Raw genomic sequence first — 18761 nt, forward strand, 5'->3', positions numbered from 1 at the left:
GAGGGGACGGAGCGCGACGAAGTCTTGACACCACGGCAGGGCGGTCCTACGGTCCAGCTAATTGTTAGCTGATTTGCCAATCTCTCGAGGGGGCTCCGTGCCGCGACTGGCGGGATCGTCCAAGCTGCTGCGCGCCATGAACGAGAGCGCCGCGCTCGCCCACCTGCTCGAACCGGGCCGGCTCACCCGCGCCGACCTGCGCCGGCTCACCGCGCTCTCCACCCCGACGATCTCGGAGGTGCTGCGCCGGCTCACCGACGCCGGGCTGGTCACCGTCGTGGGTCACAACAGCGGGCGCCCCGGGCCGAACGCGGAGATCTATGCGGCGAACCCCGACGCAGCGTACGCCGCGGCCGTCTCGGTCCGCGACGTCGGCACCAGCGGCGGCCCGTCGGTCGTGGCGGCGCTCTGCGACCTGACCGGCGCCGTCCGGGCCCGCCTCGAGTCCCGGATCGACTTCCTGCACACCGATCCCAAGACCGCCATGGTGGACGTCGTGGCGGAGCTGGGCGCGCGGGCCGGCGTCCCGGCGGACCGGATCCGGCACGTGCAGCTCGGCGTCGCCGGCGCGTACGACAGCCGGGCCGAGACGATCCGGCACGTGGACGTGCCCGGCTTCAGCCGACCTGGGCTGGTCCCGGACATCGCCGCGGCGCTCGGCACCCACGTGGGCGTCGACAACGACGTCAACCTCGCCGCCGTGGCCGAGCGCCGCCGCGGCGTGGGCCGCGAGGCCGACGGTTTCGCCCTGCTCTGGCTCGGCGAGGACGGCCTGGGCCTGGCCATCGACATCGGCGGCGCGCTCATCCGCGGCGCCCGCGGCGGCGCGGGCGAGATCGGCTACATGCCGCTGTACTCACCCGACTCCACCTACCGCAAGGTCGACCTCCAGGACCTGTTCGGCGGCGCGGCGATCCTCGAGCTGGGCCGTGACCACGGCGTCTCCGGCGCCACCCCGAGCGACGTGGTCGCCGCGGCGGCCGACGCCGGCGAGTTCCTCGCCCACCTGGCCGACCGGATCGCGGTCGGCCTGGCCGCCGTGATCGCCGTGCTCGACCCCTCGCTCGTGGTGCTCGCCGGCCCGGTCGCCCAGGCCGGCGGCCGGCCCCTGCTGACCGCGGTCAACGTCGCGCTGCGCCGGGCGGCGCCGCTGGAGAGCACCGTCGCGGTCACCACCATCAACGACGACGCGGTGCTGCTCGGCGCCCTCGACGCCGGGCTCACCGCGGTCCGCGAGGCGCTGATCGCCTCGATCCGCGACAACGAAGCCTGACCCCTGCCGCACCACCGCTGAGAGGACCCCACCGTGCACAAGCGGATACCCCCTGCCCAAAAAACGATCATCGCCGCCGCGGCCGCGCTGCTGCTGACGGCCGCGTGCACCCCGGCGCCCAAGGAGCAGAAGATCGCCGAGAAGGGTACGGAGGTCTCCGGCACGGTCGAGCTCTGGCACTTCTTCACCGAGCGCGAGGCCGCCGCCATCGACACGGTGATCAAGGACTTCACCGCGACCCACCCGACCATCAAGGTGACGGTGAAGCCGGGGCAGGACGACTCGAAGATGACCCAGGCGATCGGGGCGGGCAACGGGCCGGACATCGGGCTGTCGTACTCCACCGACATCGTCGGCAAGTTCTGCTCGTCCGGCGCCTGGGTGGATCTGGCGCCGTACCTCCAGCGGGACAATGTGGACCTCGGCCGGCTCAACGCGACCACCCGGTCCTACACCGAGTTCGGCGGCAAGCGGTGCGCGATGCCGTTCCTCGCCGACGCGTACGGCATCTTCTACAACAAGGACCTGTTCGCCAAGGCCGGCATCACCGAGCCGCCGAAGACCCTGGACGAGCTCACCGAGGACGCCAAGAAGCTCACCGTCCGGAACAAGAACGGCTCGCTGAAGACGGTCGGCTTCCTGCCGCTCTTCGACTTCTACGAGAACGCGGCCGCGCACCTGGCCCCCGCGGTCGGCGCGCAGTGGCTCACCGCGGACGGCAAGTCGGCGGTCGGCACCGACCCGGCCTGGAAGACCCTGCTGACCTGGCAGAAGAACCTGGTCGACTGGTACGGCTACGAGAACCTGCAGAAGTTCCGGGCCGGCCTGGGCGACGAGTTCAGCGCGGACAACGCGTTCCAGAAGGGTCAGGTGGCGATCAACGTCGACGCCGAATACCGGCTGGCGTTCGTCAAGGACCAGGCCCCCGGCCTCAAGTACGGCGTCGCGCCGATCCCGGTCAGCGACCCGGCCAAGTACGGCGGCGGCTACGTCACCGGCAACATCATGGGCATCTCGAAGAACGCCAGGAACCCCGAGGCGGCCTGGGCACTCATCAAGTACCTGACCACCGACGACAAGACGATCGTCAAGCTGGCCAACTCGCTGAAGAACGTGCCGACCACCACCGGCGCGACCGGCGACCCGGGCCTGCAGGTCGAGCCCGAGTTCAAGACCTTCATGGACATCTTCGCCAGCCCGCACTCGCTGACCTCGCCGCCGGCCGCCTCCGGGCCCGCGTACCAGGAGACGTTCGGCACCTTCGCCACCAACTGGCAGTCCGGCAAGGTCAAGGACCTGGACGCCGGGCTGGCCGACGCCGACAAGCAGATCAACAGCGTGATGACCCTGGGCGGTTGACCATGCGGCTGCGCCGGCACCTGACCACCTGGTCGTTCCTGGCCCCCGCGCTGGTCGGCATCGTGGTGTTCTTCGTCTACCCGCTGCTCAGCGCCGTGTACTTCTCGTTCACCAAGTTCGACCTGCTGACCGTGCCACAGTGGGTCGGGCTGGCCAACTACCGGCGGATGGCGGAGGACCCGTTCCTGCTCCAGTCGATCCGGAACACACTGTGGATGGTCGTCGTCCTCGTACCCATCCGGATCATCAGCGCGATCGGGCTGTCCATGCTGCTCACCCAGCTCAAGCGGGGTGCGGGCTTCTTCCGGACGATCTTCTACCTGCCCGCGCTGGCGCCGCCGGTGGCCGCCACCATCGCCTTCGTCTACCTGCTCAAGCCGGGCACCGGCCCGGTGAACACGTTCCTCGCGCACCTCGGCATCGACGGCCCGCTGTGGTTCAACTCGCCCGAGTGGTCCAAGCCGTCGCTGGTGCTGCTCGGCCTCTGGGGCATCGGCGACCTGATGATCATCTTTCTGGCGGCGGTGCTGGGCGTCCCGGCCAGCCTCTACGAGGCGGCCGCGCTCGACGGCGCGAACGCCTGGCACCGCTTCCGCTACGTCACGCTGCCGACCATCCAGCCGGTGATCCTGTTCGCCGCGGTCACCGGCGTCATCTACACGTTGCAGTACTTCGACCAGGCGGCGGTGGCCGGCTCGATCGCCAGCGGGCAGGCCGTGACCGGCGGCGGCATCTCGTCGTCGTTCGGCTTCCCGGAAGGCTCCACGTTCACCTATCCGCTCTGGCTCTACACGGTCGGCTTCCGCTACAACGCGCTCGGCTACGCCAACGCGATGGCAGTCGCGCTGTTCGTGGTCGCCCTCTCCGTGACGGTCATCCTGCTGCGCCGCTCCAAGGCCTTCTCCGGGGAGGAACTATGACCGCCCTCTTGGAACGTCCGGCCGCGGCCGCACCGCCGGCCCTGCGACAGGTACGCAGACAGCACCGGCTGGCGTGGATCGCCCGGCACAGCGTCGCCATCGCCCTGGCCATCATGTTCCTGACCCCGGTGGGCTACCTCTTCCTGATCTCGGTGATGACCAGCAACCAGGCGCTGACCAGCGACTACTGGCCGAACACCTGGCACTTCGAGAACTACGTGCGGGTCTTCGAGGTCACCCCGCTGCCGCGCTACCTGCTCAACACGGTCATCTATGCGGTGTCCGCCACGGTGCTGATGCTGCTGTCCAGCGTGCCGGCCGCGTACGCGCTGGCCAAGCTCCGGTTCCGGGGCCGCAACGCGATGTTCCTGATCGTGCTCTGCGTGATGATGCTGCCGCCCCAGGTGGTGACGGTCCCGCTCTACCTGATGTGGGCCCGGTACGGCCTCACCGGCTCGCTCGCCCCGCTGATCGTCCCGATGCTCTTCGGCGACGCGTTCTGCATCTTCCTGCTCCGGCAGTTCCTGCTCACCATCCCGACCGACTACCTGGACGCGGCCCGGGTCGACGGCTGCGGCGAGTGGCGCACCCTGCTGCGGGTCGTGCTGCCGATGGCCCGCCCGGGCATCGCGGCGGCCGGGCTGTTCCAGTTCTTCTACGCCTGGAACGACTACTACGGCCCGCTGCTCTACACCAGCGAGAACGAGAGCGCGTGGACGCTGTCGCTGGGCCTGGCCTCGTTCCACGGGGTCCACCACGTCGACTGGAACCTGGTCACCGCGGCCACCGTGCTGGCCATGGCCCCGATCGTGGTCGTGTTCTTCTTCGCCCAGAAGGCCTTCGTCCAGGGCGTCACACTGACAGGGGTCAAAGGGTGAGGATCGCTGTGGTCGGCGGCGGGTCGACGTACACGCCGGAGCTGGTGGACGGCTTTGCCCGGCTCGGCGGGATGGTGTCGGAGCTGGTCCTGATCGATCCGGCGGCGGACCGGCTGGACGTGGTCGGCGCGTTCGCCGCCCGGATCTTCCGGCAGCACGGTCACCCCGGCAAGGTCACCTGGACCACCGACCTGGACGCCGGCGTGACCGATGCCGACGTCGCGGTCATCCAGCTGCGGGTGGGTGGGCAGGCGGCCCGGATCAGCGACGAGACCTTCCCGCTGGAGTGCGGTTGCGTCGGGCAGGAGACAACCGGGGCGGGTGGGCTGGGCAAGGCGCTGCGGACCGTACCGGTGGTGCTGGATGTCGCGGCCCGGATCCGGGCCCGGGCCAGGCCGGACGCCTGGATCGTGGATTTCACCAACCCGGTCGGGATCGTCACCCGGGCGCTGCTGGACGACGGCCACCGGGCCGTCGGCCTGTGCAACGTGGCGATCGGCTTCCAGCGCCGCTTCGCCCGGCTGCTCGGCGTGGACCCGGCGGCGGTGGTGCTGGACCACGTCGGCCTCAACCACCTGACCTGGGAACGAGCTGCCTATGTGGACGGTGTGGACCGGCTGCCCGAGCTGCTCGCGGCGCACCTCGGCGAGCTGGCCGAGGAGGTGGACCTGCCGGCGGAAGTGCTGACCGCGCTCGGCACCGTGCCGAGCTACTACCTGAGCTACTTCTACGCCCATGACCGGCACGTCCGGCAGGCCCGCGGGGCGCCGACCCGGGGCCAGCGGGTCGCGGAGATCGAGGCCACGCTGCTGGCGATGTATCGCGACCCGGCGCTGGTGGAGAAGCCCGCGCTGCTGGGCGAACGCGGCGGCGCCTACTACTCCGAGGCAGCGGTGGGCCTGATCGCGGCGCTGCACGGCCGGGACCCGGACGGCGTCCACTCGGTCAACATCCGCAACGCCGGCACCCTGCCCTTCCTGCCGGACCAGGCGGTCATCGAGGTCTCGGCCCGGGTGGGCGAGCGCGGCCCGGCGCCGCTCCCGGTCACCCCGCTGGCCCCGGACCTGGCCGGCCTGGTCGCGCACGTCTCCGCGTACGAGGAACTGGCGCTGGACGCCGCCGTCCGCGGCGGGCGGCACCGGGTCTACCGCGCGCTGCTCGCGCACCCGCTGATCGGCCAGCACGAGGACGCCGAAGCGCTGACCGGCAAGCTGCTCGCCGCGGGTGCGCAGCACCTGGCCTGGGCCTGATGGCGGCCCGCTTCCTGGCCGTGGACGGCGGAAACTCCAAGACGGACATCGTCCTCGGCACCGCGGACGGCGAGGTCCTCGGCTTCGTCCGGGGACCGACCAGCTCGCCGCACACCATCGGGCTGCCCGGCACGATCGCGGTGCTGGGCGACCTGATCGCCGCGGTCCGCGCCGCCGCCGGGCCCGCCGGGTCCGCCCCGATCGACCTGGCCACGGTCTACCTGGCCGGCGCGGACCTGCCCGTCGAGGTGCACCGCCTGCACGCGGCGATCACCGCACAGTCCTGGACCACCCGCACCGTCGTGGACAACGACTGCTTCGCGCTGCTCCGCGCTGGCTCGTTGATGCCGGACGCGGTCGCGGTCGTCTGCGGCGCGGGCACCAACTGCGTCGGCCGGGCGGCGGACGGCCGCACGGCCCGGTTCCTCGCCCTGGGACCGGTCTCCGGCGACTGGGGCGGCGGCCACGACCTAGCCGACCACACCCTGCGCGTGGCGGCCCGCGGCGAGGACGGCCGGGGCGACCGTACCGGGCTGACCCGCGCGGTGGCGGACCACTTCGGCCGCGCGACGGTGGCGGAGGTCAGCATCGCGCTGCACTTCGGCGAGCTGGCGCCGACCCGCATCCGCGAACTGACGCCCCTGCTGTTCCGGGTCGCGGCGACCGGGGACGCGGTGGCCGGGCGCCTGGTCACCCGGCAGGCGGAGGAGATCCTGGCCCAGCACCGGGTGGCGGCCGGCCGGCTCGGGCTGCTGCGGTCGCCGCACGCGCTGGTGCTGGGCGGCGGGGTGTTGCGGGCCCAGCATCCGCTGCTGCATCGGCAGGTGGTGGAGGGGGCATTGGCGCAGGCGCCGGAGGTGCGGATCAGCGTGCTGGACGCGCCGCCGGCGGTGGGGGCGGCGCTGCTGGCCCTGGACGCCCTCGGCGCCGACAGCGCGGCCCAAGCAAGGCTGCGCAGGACTCTGGCGACTGCCCAGCCCGCCGCCGCGATGAGCCCGGCAGCCTGACCTCATTCCCTGTCGCGGTGGGTCAGGAGCGGTCGGCCTGCTCCGCGCCTGACCGCACCCCTCGGCGCGGTCAGGAGCGGTCGGTCAGCACCGCGCCTGACCGCATCCCTCGGCACGGTCAGGAGCGGTCGGTCAGCACTGCCAGCTCCGCGGCGGCGGCGAGGATCATCGCGATGACCAGCGGGACCACCCCGCCGACCAGCGCGAACGCGACCAGCCCGACCGGCGCCAGGGCGGCCGCGTAGACCGCCGCGACGAGCCGCCGCGAGTCGCGGATCTCCCGCATCGCCTCGCCGAACGACGCCGGCAGCGTGCGGGCGAGCCAGCCCACGAAGGCCGCCAGCACCACCACTCCGATGACGCCGCCCCAGGTGCGGGCGACGCCGCCGCTGACGCTGGTCATCACCGCGGCGAGGACCGCGGCGACCAGGATCGCGTTGCTGCTGTAGATGACCGCCGCCCGGAAGATCAGCACGAACGCCGCCGAGCGGTCCAGCACCGGCCGGCTCGGCGGGGTGACCACGGGCGCGGGCGTGACCGGCGGCTCCGGGGCGTCCGGGGTCGGGGTCGGCAGCGCGGCGTCGGCGAGCCCTTCGAGGGCCAGCGCCCACCGGCGGCGTTCCAGCCGGACCACCCCGACGTCACGCTGCGCGTCGCCGATCGCGGTGTCGAGGTCGAGGGCTTCGCCGTACGCGCGCTGCGCCAGGTCGAACAACCGCAGCCGGGCCGCCACCACGGCCAGCACCAGGTGCGCCTCCGCGTCGGTGGGTGCGAGCCGGACGCCGTTCCACGCGGCGTTGAGCGCGTCCTGGCCGTTGCGCGCCTCGCTCAGCAGGGCGGCGCCGGTGCGCTGGGCGTACGGGTCGGCCGGCCAGGTGGTCAGGATCGAGATCGCGACCTGAGCCGCCTCGCCGAACCGGCGCTCGTCGGACAGGGCCATCGCGCGAACGACCAGCGGCTCCGTGGTGCCGGGCGCGACCGTGGCGGCCCGCTCGGCGGCGGCCAGCGCGTCGACCGGTTGCGCCGCGACGAGGTGCACCCGGGCCAGCGTGCTCAGCAGCGCGGCATCGTCGGGGGCGGCGGCGAGACCCAGGGCGATCTCCCCGGCTGCCTCGTCGTAGCGGCCGAGGTCGGCCATCAGGAGGGCCCGCTGCCGGTACTCCTCGGGGGTGGTCTCCGGCTCGGACTGGGAGGTGGGCTCGCTGGACACCCATCGAGCGTAGGTCGTCCCCTCAAAGATCACCCGCGCCGGGGGGCGAGCCGGATCGGGCTCGCCGGTCAGGGACGGGTCACGAGGCGTAGGTGGTGACCTGCGGCCTGCCCTGATCAGACAGCGGCCTGGTAGATCAGCGCGGTCGCGACGGCCGCGAGTCCCTCACCGCGCCCGGTGAGCCCGAGCCCGTCGGTGGTGGTGCCGGAGACGGTGACCGGCGCACCGACCGCCTCGGAGAGCACCTGCTGGGCCTCCTCGCGCCGCTTGCCGATCTTGGGCTTGTCCCCGATCACCTGGATCGACACGTTGCCGACCGCGTAGCCGTGCTCGGCGAGCCGGCGCACGGTCTCCGCGAGCAGCGTGACCCCGGGGGCGCCGGCCCACTCGGGTTCGGCGGTGCCGAAGTTGCTGCCGAGATCACCGAGCCCGGCGGCGCTGAGCAGGGCGTCGCAGGCGGCATGGGCGGCGACATCGGCGTCGGAATGCCCGGCGAGCCCGGACTCGCCCGGCCACATGAGGCCGGCCACCCAGCACACCCGCTGCGGATCGAACGCGTGCACATCCGTGCCGATCCCGACACGCTGGCTCAAGGGGTTCACAGGGCTCACCGCGTCAGGCTACGGCCAGCAACGCCTCGGCGATCACCAGGTCCAGCGGACGGGTGATCTTCATGGCCAGCTCGGACCCGGGCACGCAGGTCACCGGCACGCCGGCCTTCTCCACCATCCCGGCATCGTCGGTATGCGCACCGAGCCCGGCAGCGTGCGCGGCAGCCAGCACCTCCCGCCGGAAACCCTGCGGCGTCTGCACACTCCGCAGCACCGACCGGTCAACGGTCCCCAACACAACCTCGGCCGCGTCGGCGAGGCCGACTTCTTTGATGGTGTCGATGACCGGGAGGACCGGGATCACCGCCGGCCGGCCGGCGCGCACGGCCGCGGCCACCGACTCGATCAGCTCCGCCGGGGTCAGCGCCCGCGCCGCGTCGTGCACCAGCACGATGCCGACCTCCGCCGGCACCACCGCGAGCGCCGCCGCGACGGAGTGTTGCCGTTCGGCGCCGCCCGGCACGACGGTCACCGCGGCCACCGGGGCGAGCAGCGCGCGGACCGCCTCGACCTCGGCCGCCGGGGCGGCGACCACGATCAGGCGGACGGACGGGGCTGCCGCGATGCGGCGCACGGCGTGCACGAGCAGGGGCTCGCCGGCGAGCAGGCGCAGGGCCTTGGGGCCACCCGGGCCGAGCCGGAGACCGGCGCCGGCCGCCGGAACGAGGACCGCGACGTCACCGCGAGCATTGAGCTGCGCGGTCACGTCGCGGTCCTGTTCGACAGGTGACACATGTGGGGGTGGTGCTGAGGTGGTGGGAACGTCAGGCCTCGGTGAGCACCTTGTCGAGGAGGACTTCCGCCTCGTCCTTGGTGCTCTTCTCGGCGAGGGCCACCTCACCGACGAGGATGTCGCGGGCCTTGGCGAGCATGCGCTTCTCCCCTGCCGAGAGACCACGCTCGCGCTCACGACGCCAGAGGTCACGCACGACCTCGGCGACCTTCAGCGGGTTACCGCTGGCGAGCTTTTCGAGATTGGCCTTGTAACGCCGCGACCAGTTGGTCGGCTCCTCGGTGTGCGGTGCGCGGAGGACGTCGAAGACCTTGCCCAGGCCCTCTTCGCCGACCACTTCGCGCACGCCGACGATCTCGGCGTTCTCAGCGGGCACCCGGACAGTAAGGTCGCCCTGGGCGACTCGCAGAACGAGATATTGCTTCGGCTCGCCCTTGATGACCCTAGTCTCGATTGCCTCGATGAGTGCGGCCCCGTGGTGGGGGTAAACAACGGTCTCGCCGACACTGAAAACCATAGGTTCGAAACCCCTTTCGCTGTGTCTAGGGTAACACGCTCAGGCAGCGATGTCCCACCCTGGCCGTGACTGTTAGTGCAGCTCAGAGGCCCTGTGAGCCGTCTTTCTACCGCTTGACATGCGGCCGAAGAACTGCCTCAGTAACTCAGGGTGATCGTGCGGTAACCACTAGAGCCAGCGAGTCGGATATTCCGGACCTGGAGTCTTTGCGAGGTCAAGCTTATCGCTAGCGGCCGGAACCGACCACCACTGGCGGTTCAGCCCTAGGGTGCGGGAGGCTGGACTCAGGTCCCCGGCCACGCGAGACTCGTTGGCAGGGGGGAGGGTGAATCGTGGGCAGTCTGAGCGACAACGGCGGCAACTGGCCGCCCGATGGCGGCTCCCCTGACGGCCTGCCGGACCTCCCCGAGGAGTGGGGCGTCATCGTCGTCCCGGACGACCTCTCGGAGCTGTCCGACGAGGTCAGCGCGGTCCAGGCCGAGCTGCACCGGGCCCAGCACCGCAGCCGCTGGCAGCAGTTCGCCGACCGCCCCGGCATGCGCGTCCTGCGCCGGATCGGCGCCGCCAGCCTGCGCGCCCCGGTCCTGATCATCTCGATGGCCGTCCTGGTCACCGTGGCCAGCCTGTTCGCCTCGGCGTGGCCCGGGCCGGCCCGGTCGCCCGCCACCCAGCGCACCGCCGCCACCACCGACGACCGCGGCGACGTGCTGCCCGCGCTCGAGCTGATCGGCAGCGACGGCAAGAACGTCTCGCTGCGGGCCCAGCTGCCCGCCGTCGTGTTGCTCACCGACGGTTGCGACTGCGCCGGCCTGATCGCGGACACCGCGGCCGCGGTGCCGCCCGGCATCACGGTCGTGACGGTGGTCGCCGGCGCCGCCGCCGGGCAGACCGGGGCCGCCCCGCCCACCAACGCCGCCCCGCCGGCTCAGCCCCGGACGGTGCGCACGCTTCGCGACCCGACCGGCGAGCTCCGCGCCGGGCTCGACCTCGGCACTCCCGACGGCACGGCGGCGGCCCTGCTGGTCGACCGCAGCGGTGAGATCGTCCGCAAGATCGCCCGGACGGTCTCGATCGAGGAGCTCCGCCCCGACCTCGCCCGGCTCTGACGCAGCGTGACGGCGCCCCGATCACTGTCCGCGGCGCCGGGCTCGGCCGGTTGCGGTCAGTAGGACCGGGAGCGGACGACCCGCCAGCGGAAGACCGCCGGGCCCTCGGTCTCGGCCGACATCGCCAGAAAGAGCGCGTCCGCCAGGCCGACGGTCAGCTCCACCGGCTGCGGGTCCTGCCGGTCGCACGGTACGGCCCGGCCGGAGTCCAGCCCCGTGTCGCTGAGCCGCACCCGCACCTGACCGGCGCCCACACACAGCATCGCGAGCGCGTACGAGCCGCCCTGCACGGCCGTGTTGCGCTCCGCGCGCTTCCCGGCGGCCAGCACCACCGTCTCCGCCTCGGCCTGCCTGGGCAGGTCGGGCAGCAGCCGCTCCACGGTGATCCGGCCGGCCACCAGCGCCGGGTCCTCGCCGGTGTCCGGGGCGGCCCGGACGAACCAGACGCCGCCCGCCACGAGCAGGACCAGGGCAAACGCGTAGAGAGCCGCGCCCGTTGCCCGGTCCGTACTCACCGCACCACCCTAGGGCGTCTCCAACAGGACGCCATAGAGCGTGAGGCCGGGCCCGAAGGCCAGCAGCACCACCCGACCCGGCGGCTGCGGCCTGCGCCGCAGCGCGTCCAGGACCAGCAGGACCGTCGGGGACGAGCAGTTCCCGTACGCGGCCAGCACCTCCCGGGAGGCCGTCAGCGCCGTGGCCGGCAGGTCGAGCTGCTGCTGCACCACGTCCAGGATCTTCGGGCCGCCCGGGTGCACCGCCCAGTCGTCCACGTCGGCGATCGTCAGGCCGTTGCGGGCCAGCAGCTCGTCCACCATCGCCCGGACGTGCAGCGACAGCACGTCCGGCACCTGTGGCGACAGCCCCATCCGGAAGCCGAGATCGGTGACGTCCCAGGTCATGTGGCCGGCCGTGGTGGTGTCCGTGAGGGCGGTGACGTCGCTCACGACGTACCCTCCGGCTCTGCTCTCGGCGGTGAGCACGACGGCGGCCGTGGCGTCCGAGAAGAGCGCGTGCGAGACGATCTGCTGGATGTCCGCCCGCGGATCCGCCGGCTGCAGGTGCAGGCTGGTGAGCTCGGCGCAGAGCAGCAGCGCCGGGCGGCTCCGGGCGGCGACGAAGTCGGCCGCCGTGCCGAGTCCGGGCAGCGCGGCGTAGCAGCCCATGTGCCCGACGAAGAGGCGCTGCAGCGACGGGGCCATGCCCATGTCCCGGGCCAGCAGGATGTCCAGGCCCGGCGTCGCGTAGCCGGTGCAGGAGCAGACCACGAACAGGCCCAGCTCGTCGGCGGCGACGCCGGCCTCGGTGAGCGCCCGGCCCACCGCCTCCTTGGCCAGCGGCATGGCCTCCACCTGGTAGCGGCGCATCCGGCGCTCGGTGGACCAGCCGGAGACGTCCTCCAGCAGCGGGCTGACCGCCGCCTGCCGGGTGCGGACGCCCGAGTTGGCGAAGATCCGCTGCGCCAGCCCCCGACGGCCGCCCATGTAGTGCTGCGAGAAGAAGCCCTCCCACAGCTCGTCCTGTGCCGCCGCCGGCGGTAGCGCGACACCCAGGCCGGCGATCACCGCCTGACCGATTCTTTTCACTTGTGCCTCCCCAGGCCGAACCCCGCCGTGTGGTGCTTACCCGCGGAAAGCGATCACCACCGCGGGGCGGAGCCTTGCGAGTCCGGATCACCGCCCAGCGCCTCGACGCCGAGCCAGTCCGCGCACACGTCCGAGGTCGCCGGCTGCAGCGATCCGGCCCGAGCGTCCCGGTAGAGGCGTTCCAACGGGTGGCCACGGCGCATCGCGGACGTGCCCGCCGCCTCCAGCATCGAGGCGGCGACCTCGGCCGCCGTCGTGCCCGCGACCAGCTTGGCCCGCCACACCCAGCGGTTCGTCTCGGTGTCGCCGGGCGCCTCGTCGACCCGGCGGGCCGCCTCCATCACCGTCAGGTGCGCCGCCGCGACCGCCGCGTCCGCCCGCCCGATCCGGGCCCGTACGGCCGGCAGATGCCCCAGCTTGCGGGCGGTGACATGCTCGACCGCCGCGTCCACCGCCGCCCGGGCGACACCCACGTAGACGGCCGCGTAGCTGGCCACCATCCAGTGCGGGGCGAGCTGGGCGACCACCAGCGCCAGCCCCTCCACCCCGCCGAGCAAAGCCGTGGCCGGCACGGTCACGTCGATGTGCACGTCGTGCGAGCCGGTCGCGCGCATACCCAGCGCGTCCCAGGTGGGCTCCACCGTCAGGCCGGCGCCGGGCGGCACCAGGAACTGCGACACCTTGTCCGGGTCGAGCGCGCTGCGGGCCGCCACTAAGTACCCGTCCGCGTGGCCCGCGCCCGAGCAGAACGTCTTGGCGCCCTTGATGTGGAAACCCTCGTCGGTCTCGGAGTAGCTGGTGGTCATCTGGGAGAGCCGGGAGCCGGCGCCGCGCTCGCTCATCGCCACCGCGTACCAGCTGCCGTCGGCGGCCGCGCGCAGGTAGTTGTCCCGGGCCGCCAGCGCCTCCGGCGGCAGGCCCAGCGCCTCGGCCAGCTCGTCGCTGATGCCACCGAGCGCCCCGGTGACCGAGGCGTGCATGTTGAAGATCAGCGCGGTGGCGCCGTTGCCCCGGGCCAGCTCGTAGGCGACCGTCGCGTAGTCGGCGAAGCCCGCGCCGGCGCCGCCCAGCCGGGTCGGCACCATCAGCCCGAACATCCCGGAACGGCGCAGGTCGGCGAAGTCGTCCGCGGGGAACACGCCCGCGCGGTCGTGCTCGGCGGCCCGCGCCGCGAACCTGGGCGCGAGCCGGCGCGCTTCCTCGACGTTCATGCCATCTCCCCCTGCTTGCGGCCCATGCCCTGGTAGACCACGGCGGTGGAGCGGGTCGGGATCATCCGGCCCAGCGGCTCCGTCCCGGCGCCGACCGGCAGGAACAGCCAGCGGAACAGGCCGATGACGCTCGGGCGCAGGCCGCGCACCCGGAGCCGGACGCCGTGCTTCGCGCATTCCGCGGTCAGCTCGCCCGGATCGACGAACAGCTCGGGGTCGTGGATGCCGGTCGGGGCGGCGCGGAACCGTTCGCCGAGCGTCACCGTGACGAACCGGCCCAGCCGGGTGTCGTTGACCGTGTCCAGCACCAGCAGCCCGCCCGGCCGGAGCACCCGGCACAGCTCGGCCACCGCGGCCGGCAGGTCGGTGACGTGCTCGAGGATCTCGCCGGCCACCACCACGTCGGCGGCGCCGTCGGCCAGCGGCAGCGCGGTCACGTCGCCGGTCACCGCGGTCACGCCCCGGGCCGCGGACTGCACCAGGCCGGCGCGGCCCAGGTCGACGCCGACATGCCGGTAGCCGAGCCGGTTGACGTGCGGGGCCAGCAGGCCGCCGCCGCAGCCGGCGTCGAGGAGGATCGCGGCCGGGCGCTCCGCGGGCGGCACCAGCGCGCCGCGGGCCTCCGCCAGCCAGTGCAGCAGCTCGAAGCCACCGCCGGGGCGCCACCACTCTCCCGCGAGCTCGTCGTACTGACGCGGATCGTTACGTGGCAGCAGCGGCATGTGATCGAGCGTGGCACGAGTGGGTCACAAGCACCACACTGCTTTCATGTCCGGACCCGTCGCTCTGCTCAAGGCCTCGCACCCGGAACCGGGCGGCGCCGTCACCTTGGCCATGACCCTGCTCGCGGTGGGGGTCGGGCACCGGGGCTGGGGCGTGGCCGGTGTCGCCGCCGCGATCGGGGCCACTCAGCTGTCGGTGGGGTGGGTGAACGACTGGCTGGACGCCGACCGGGACCGGGTCGCGGGGCGCACCGACAAGCCGGTGGCCTCGGGGGCGGTCTCCCGCCGTACCGTGGGGGTCGCCGGTCTGATCGCCTCGCTGGCCGTGCCGCTGCTCGGCCTGCCCTTCGGCGCGAAAGCGACGATCTGCGTCACCCTGGTCGGGATCTTCGCGCTGCTCTACGACTGGCCGCTGAAGTCCACCCCGCTCTCCGTGCTGCCCTACCTGGTGGCGTTCGGGCTGATGCCGGCCTTCGTGGTGCTGGCCCTGCCGGGCAGCCCGTGGCCGCCGGTCTGGCTGGTCGCCGCCGGCGCGCTGCTCGGCGGCGGGGCGCACTTCGCCAACGTGCTGCCGGACCTGGCCGACGACGCCGCGACCGGGGTGGTCGGGCTGCCGCACCGGCTCGGCGCGACCTGGTCGCAGATCGCCGCCGCCGGTCTGCTGCTGGCCGCGACCCTCACCCTGGTCTTCGGACCACCCGGACCGCCGTCGTGGCCGGGCATCGCGGCCGCCGTGGCCGCCGCGGTGGTCCTGCCGCTCGGCTGGTACGGGGCAAAGCGCGCGTCCCGCCGCGGCACCCGACAGGTGGCGATGTTCCGTTCGGTGATCGTGGTGGCGCTGCTCGACGTCGCATTGCTGGTCTTCAGCGGCCGGGTGGTGTGAATGGACGGGTCGGCGTACGTGCCGGATCTACGCCCTCTAGGCTGATCGGCGGAGCATTCTCGAGTTTCTTGGAGGACTGTGATGCGCTCGCTGGGAACCCGCCGCGCCGCCCTGGGCCTGGGTGCCGCCGCGCTGGCCACGGTCGCGCTCGCCGGCTGCAGCGCCGGTCAGGTCGCCGAGACGGCGCTCAAGAACCCCTCGGTCTACGGCGTGAATTCCGACAGCTCCGACAGCTCGGTCTTCATCCGCAACCTCGCGGTGGCCTACCCGGGCACCGCCGGCTACCCGGCCGGCGCCGACGCGCCGCTGCAGGTGGGCCTCTACAACCAGACCCGGCAGGCGATCACCGTGCTGGTCAGCAGCCGGCCGGCGACCGACGTGGCCGGCGTGGTCTCCGCGCAGGCGGTCGGCCTGAGCGGCGGCGCCGCGGCGTCGTCCGCGCCCTCGGCCACCCCCGAGCCGTCCGGCAGCAGCACGCCGTCGGCCGAGCCCAGCGCACCGGGCGCGGCCACCCGGCCGGCCCGGATCGAGATCGCGCCGCTCGGCTCCGTCACGTTCCTGCCGGAGGACGCCGAGAAGCTGGTGGCCACCGGCCTGAGCGGCAAGCTGGTCCCGGGCCAGTCGCTCAACCTGGTGTTCGAGTTCAGCAACGGCGCCGAGCCGCTGGTCCTGCGTGCCCCGATGGCCGTGCCGCTGAGCCCCGCCTCGCGCGCGCCCGGCATCGAGCCCGAGGGCGAAGAGGAGTAAGTCCCCGCTTTGTCATACCGGCGGGCTAGCGTGACGGGTGTGACGACTTCCCGCACTCCGTCCCGCGCCCGCTCTGAGCCGCGACCTGCCTATCAGTGCGACGCCTGTGGCCACCAGCCGCCCAAGTGGCTCGGTCGCTGCCCGGATTGCAGCGAGTGGGGCTCGATCATCGAGTCCACCTTGACCGGTCCGGTGGTGTCCGGCCGGGTGGTCAGCTCGCGCATGCCGTCGGAGCCGGCCCGTCCGATCAAGACGATCAGCGCCGCTCCGGCCAAGGCGGTGCCCAGCGGCGTCAGCGAGCTCGACCGGGTGCTCGGTGGCGGGCTGGTGCCCGGCGCGGTGGTGCTGCTGGCCGGCGAGCCCGGCGTCGGCAAGTCGACCCTGCTGCTCGACGTCGCCCAGCAGTGGGCGGCCGGCACCAACACGCCCTCGCTGGTGGTCAGCGGTGAGGAGTCGGTCAGCCAGGTGCGGCTGCGCGCCGAGCGGCTGGGCGCCCTGCACGACAATCTCTACCTCGCCTCCGAGAGCGACCTCGGCGCGGTGCTCGGCCACCTCGACGCGGTCAAGCCCGGCCTGCTGATCATCGACTCGGTGCAGACCATCTCCGCGCCGGGCACCGAGGGCGTCCCGGGCGGCGTCACCCAGGTGCGCGCCGTCACCGCCGCGCTGGTCAGCATCGCCAAGGAGCGCGGGGTCGCCACCGTGCTGGTCGGGCACGTCACCAAGGACGGCTCGGTCGCCGGCCCGCGCGTGCTCGAGCACCTCGTCGACGTGGTGCTGCACTTCGAGGGCGACAAGCACTCGTCGCTGCGCCTGGTCCGCGGCGTCAAGAACCGCTACGGCCCGGCCGACGAGGTGGGCTGCTTCGAGATGCACGAGACCGGCATCGTCAGCCTCGCCGACCCGTCCGGTCTGTTCCTCACCCGCTACAACGAGCCCGTGCCGGGCACCTGCGTCACGGTGGCGATGGAGGGCCGCCGGGCGATGGTGACCGAGGTGCAGGCCCTGATCGGCGCCCAGGTGCAGGGCTCACCCCGGCGCACGGTGTCCGGCCTCGACAGCGCCCGGCTGGCCATGGTGCTGGCGGTGCTGCAACGCCGGATGGAAAAGATCAAGCTGCACGACCGGGAGGTCTTCGCGGCCACCGTCGGCGGCATCCGGGTCACCGAGCCCTCGGCCGACCTGGCGATGGCGCTGGCCGTCGCCTCCGGCTCGCTCAACCTGGCCATGGCGCCACACCTGGTGGCGATCGGCGAGGTCGGGCTCACCGGCGAGGTCCGCCGGGTGGGCGCGATCGGCCGCCGGCTGGCCGAGGCGGCCCGGCTCGGCTTCCGCTTCGCCCTGGTGCCGCCCGGCTACGGCGCCGGCGAGGGCGACAGCCCGCCCAAGGGGATGCGCGTCGTCGAGGTGGGTGACCTGCAGACCGCCGTGCAGTGGGCAGCCCGGGCGTCGGCCGAATGACCTCCACGATGCGCTCACGGGCAGTGACCGACGCTGACGCTCTGAAACCGCGTCGGAACCGCGACTCGTTGACCTGGAAACGAGTCCGTAGAATGTACAGGTGCCGCTCGACCGCGATGCCTCATCCAACCGCCATGCCAATGGTGCTGCCGGCGTCAACGGTTCGGCAGCCCGCCCGATGACCCCGACGACGCCCGGCCTGACCGGCGGTGGAGTCAGCGGCGACCCGCTGCGCGCGAACCTGGCTCTGATGGCCCCCGGCACCGCCCTGCGCGACGGCCTCGAACGCATCCTGCGCGGCCGCACCGGCGCGCTGATCGTGCTCGGCTACGACGCGATCGTCGAACAGATCTGCACCGGCGGCTTCCCGCTCGACGTGGAGTTCTCCGCGACCCGCCTGCGCGAGCTGTGCAAGATGGACGGCGCGGTGGTGCTCTCCAGCGACGGCACCCGCATCGTCCGCGCCGCCGTGCACCTGATGCCCGACCCGGGCATCCACTCCGAGGAGTCGGGCACCCGGCACCGCACCGCCGAGCGGGTGGCCAAGCAGTCCGGCTTCCCGGTGATCTCGGTCAGCCAGTCGATGCACATCATCGGCCTCTACGTGAACGGCCAGCGCCACGTCCTCGACGACTCCGCGGCCATCCTGTCCCGCGCCAACCAGGCCCTGGCCACCCTGGAACGCTACAAGCTGCGCCTCGACGAGGTCTCCGGCACGCTGTCCGCCCTGGAGATCGAGGACCTGGTCACGGTCCGCGACGCGGTGGCGGTGGTGCAGCGCCTGGAGATGGTGCGCCGCATCGCCGACGAGATCTCCGGCTACGTGGTCGAGCTGGGCACCGACGGCCGCCTGCTGGCCCTGCAGCTGGACGAGCTGATGGCCGGCGTCGACTCCGACCGCACCCTGGTGATCCGCGACTACCTGCCGACCGGCCGCAAGGCCCGCACGCTGGACGAGGCCCTGGTCGAGCTCGACCTGCTCACCGCGACAGAAATGATCGACCTGGTCGCGGTGGCCAAGGCGATCGGCTACCCGGGCGCCTCCGACGCCCTGGACGCGGCGGTGAGCCCTCGAGGATTCCGGCTGCTGGCCAAGGTCCCCCGGCTGCCGGCCCAGATCGTCGAACGGCTGGTCGACCACTTCGGCAGCCTGCAACGCCTGCTGGGCGCAACGGTGGAAGACCTCCAAGCAGTGGAAGGCGTAGGCGACGCCCGCGCCCGAGGCGTCCGCGAGGGCCTGTCCCGCCTTGCCGAGGCGTCGATCCTCGAGCGGTACGTCTAAGCTTC

General features: G+C 72.8%; 19 protein-coding genes. 11 read left to right on the forward strand and 8 right to left on the reverse strand.

The genetic code is table 11. The features are described 5' to 3' along the window. The first annotated feature begins 97 nt into the window (after positions 1-97). Genes ACIBQZ_RS16975 through ACIBQZ_RS17000 form a run of 6 tightly spaced genes read left to right on the forward strand, consistent with a single transcriptional unit; the run spans position 98 to position 6687 of the window. Entirely contained in the window at positions 98-1273 is a 1176-nt protein-coding gene (locus ACIBQZ_RS16975) for an ROK family protein (RefSeq protein ID WP_396089572.1), read from the forward strand. Between the two features lie 33 nt (positions 1274-1306). After that, on the forward strand, positions 1307-2632 hold the full coding sequence (locus ACIBQZ_RS16980; protein ID WP_396089573.1) for an ABC transporter substrate-binding protein: 1326 nt from the start codon (positions 1307-1309) through the stop codon (positions 2630-2632). Positions 2633-2634: 2 nt separating this feature from the next. After that, positions 2635-3552, forward strand: coding sequence for a carbohydrate ABC transporter permease (locus ACIBQZ_RS16985; protein ID WP_396089810.1), 918 nt, complete (start codon positions 2635-2637; stop codon positions 3550-3552). Continuing rightward, positions 3549-4430 (forward strand): carbohydrate ABC transporter permease, encoded by an 882-nt coding sequence (locus ACIBQZ_RS16990; RefSeq protein ID WP_396089574.1) that lies wholly within the window; start codon positions 3549-3551, stop codon positions 4428-4430. Before ACIBQZ_RS16985 ends, ACIBQZ_RS16990 begins: the two co-directional genes overlap by 4 nt. Next, positions 4427-5680 (forward strand): 6-phospho-beta-glucosidase, encoded by a 1254-nt coding sequence (locus ACIBQZ_RS16995; RefSeq protein WP_396089575.1) that lies wholly within the window; start codon positions 4427-4429, stop codon positions 5678-5680. The genes ACIBQZ_RS16990 and ACIBQZ_RS16995 overlap by 4 nt, the downstream gene beginning before the upstream one ends. After that, positions 5680-6687 (forward strand): N-acetylglucosamine kinase, encoded by a 1008-nt coding sequence (locus ACIBQZ_RS17000; protein WP_396089576.1) that lies wholly within the window; start codon positions 5680-5682, stop codon positions 6685-6687. The genes ACIBQZ_RS16995 and ACIBQZ_RS17000 overlap by 1 nt, the downstream gene beginning before the upstream one ends. A 118-nt stretch (positions 6688-6805) precedes the next feature. On the opposite strand, the gene ACIBQZ_RS17005 is transcribed toward ACIBQZ_RS17000, so the two are convergent. The 4 genes from ACIBQZ_RS17005 to ACIBQZ_RS17020 form a co-directional block, all read right to left on the reverse strand. Then, positions 6806-7897: a tetratricopeptide repeat protein gene (locus ACIBQZ_RS17005; protein WP_396089577.1), complete on the reverse strand. Its 1092-nt coding sequence runs from the start codon at positions 7895-7897 to the stop codon at positions 6806-6808. Positions 7898-8013: 116 nt separating this feature from the next. After that, positions 8014-8508 carry a 2-C-methyl-D-erythritol 2,4-cyclodiphosphate synthase gene (ispF, locus tag ACIBQZ_RS17010; protein ID WP_396089578.1) on the reverse strand — a complete coding sequence of 165 codons (495 nt, stop codon included), beginning with the start codon at positions 8506-8508 and terminating at the stop codon, positions 8014-8016. Positions 8509-8512: 4 nt separating this feature from the next. Continuing rightward, entirely contained in the window at positions 8513-9214 is a 702-nt protein-coding gene (gene ispD / locus ACIBQZ_RS17015; protein WP_396089579.1) for a 2-C-methyl-D-erythritol 4-phosphate cytidylyltransferase, read from the reverse strand. Between the two features lie 58 nt (positions 9215-9272). Further along, on the reverse strand, positions 9273-9758 hold the full coding sequence (locus ACIBQZ_RS17020; RefSeq protein ID WP_026206027.1) for a CarD family transcriptional regulator: 486 nt from the start codon (positions 9756-9758) through the stop codon (positions 9273-9275). 332 nt (positions 9759-10090) lie between these two features. Here ACIBQZ_RS17020 and ACIBQZ_RS17025 point away from each other — a divergent pair, with 332 nt between their 5' ends. Continuing rightward, complete coding sequence (locus tag ACIBQZ_RS17025; RefSeq protein ID WP_396089580.1) at positions 10091-10864, forward strand: hypothetical protein; 774 nt, start codon at positions 10091-10093, stop codon at positions 10862-10864. Positions 10865-10920: 56 nt separating this feature from the next. On the opposite strand, the gene ACIBQZ_RS17030 is transcribed toward ACIBQZ_RS17025, so the two are convergent. From ACIBQZ_RS17030 to ACIBQZ_RS17045, 4 genes are all read right to left on the reverse strand, one after another. Beyond that, positions 10921-11379 (reverse strand): DUF6023 family protein, encoded by a 459-nt coding sequence (locus ACIBQZ_RS17030; RefSeq protein ID WP_396089581.1) that lies wholly within the window; start codon positions 11377-11379, stop codon positions 10921-10923. A gap of 9 nt (positions 11380-11388) precedes the next feature. Further along, positions 11389-12441, reverse strand: a complete 1053-nt coding sequence (locus ACIBQZ_RS17035) for a type III polyketide synthase (protein ID WP_396089811.1) — start codon at positions 12439-12441, stop codon at positions 11389-11391. A gap of 62 nt (positions 12442-12503) precedes the next feature. Beyond that, positions 12504-13661, reverse strand: a complete 1158-nt coding sequence (locus ACIBQZ_RS17040; RefSeq protein WP_396089582.1) for an acyl-CoA dehydrogenase family protein — start codon at positions 13659-13661, stop codon at positions 12504-12506. Continuing rightward, positions 13658-14383, reverse strand: a complete 726-nt coding sequence (locus tag ACIBQZ_RS17045) for a methyltransferase domain-containing protein (RefSeq protein WP_396089583.1) — start codon at positions 14381-14383, stop codon at positions 13658-13660. The genes ACIBQZ_RS17040 and ACIBQZ_RS17045 overlap by 4 nt, the downstream gene beginning before the upstream one ends. 46 nt (positions 14384-14429) lie before the next feature. Between ACIBQZ_RS17045 and ACIBQZ_RS17050 the strand changes: the two genes are divergently transcribed. From ACIBQZ_RS17050 to disA, 4 genes are all read left to right on the forward strand, one after another. Then, entirely contained in the window at positions 14430-15266 is an 837-nt protein-coding gene (locus tag ACIBQZ_RS17050; RefSeq protein WP_396089584.1) for a UbiA family prenyltransferase, read from the forward strand. Positions 15267-15347: 81 nt separating this feature from the next. Further along, entirely contained in the window at positions 15348-16013 is a 666-nt protein-coding gene (locus ACIBQZ_RS17055; protein WP_396089585.1) for a hypothetical protein, read from the forward strand. 39 nt (positions 16014-16052) lie between these two features. Further along, positions 16053-17474 carry a DNA repair protein RadA gene (radA, locus tag ACIBQZ_RS17060; RefSeq protein ID WP_396089586.1) on the forward strand — a complete coding sequence of 474 codons (1422 nt, stop codon included), beginning with the start codon at positions 16053-16055 and terminating at the stop codon, positions 17472-17474. 100 nt (positions 17475-17574) lie between these two features. After that, positions 17575-18756, forward strand: coding sequence for a DNA integrity scanning diadenylate cyclase DisA (gene disA, locus ACIBQZ_RS17065; protein WP_396089587.1), 1182 nt, complete (start codon positions 17575-17577; stop codon positions 18754-18756). The last annotated feature ends 5 nt before the right edge of the window (positions 18757-18761 follow it).

The sequence above is a fragment of the Actinoplanes sp. NPDC049599 genome (assembly GCF_044465625.1).
Taxonomy (GTDB): Bacteria; Actinomycetota; Actinomycetes; order Mycobacteriales; family Micromonosporaceae; genus Actinoplanes.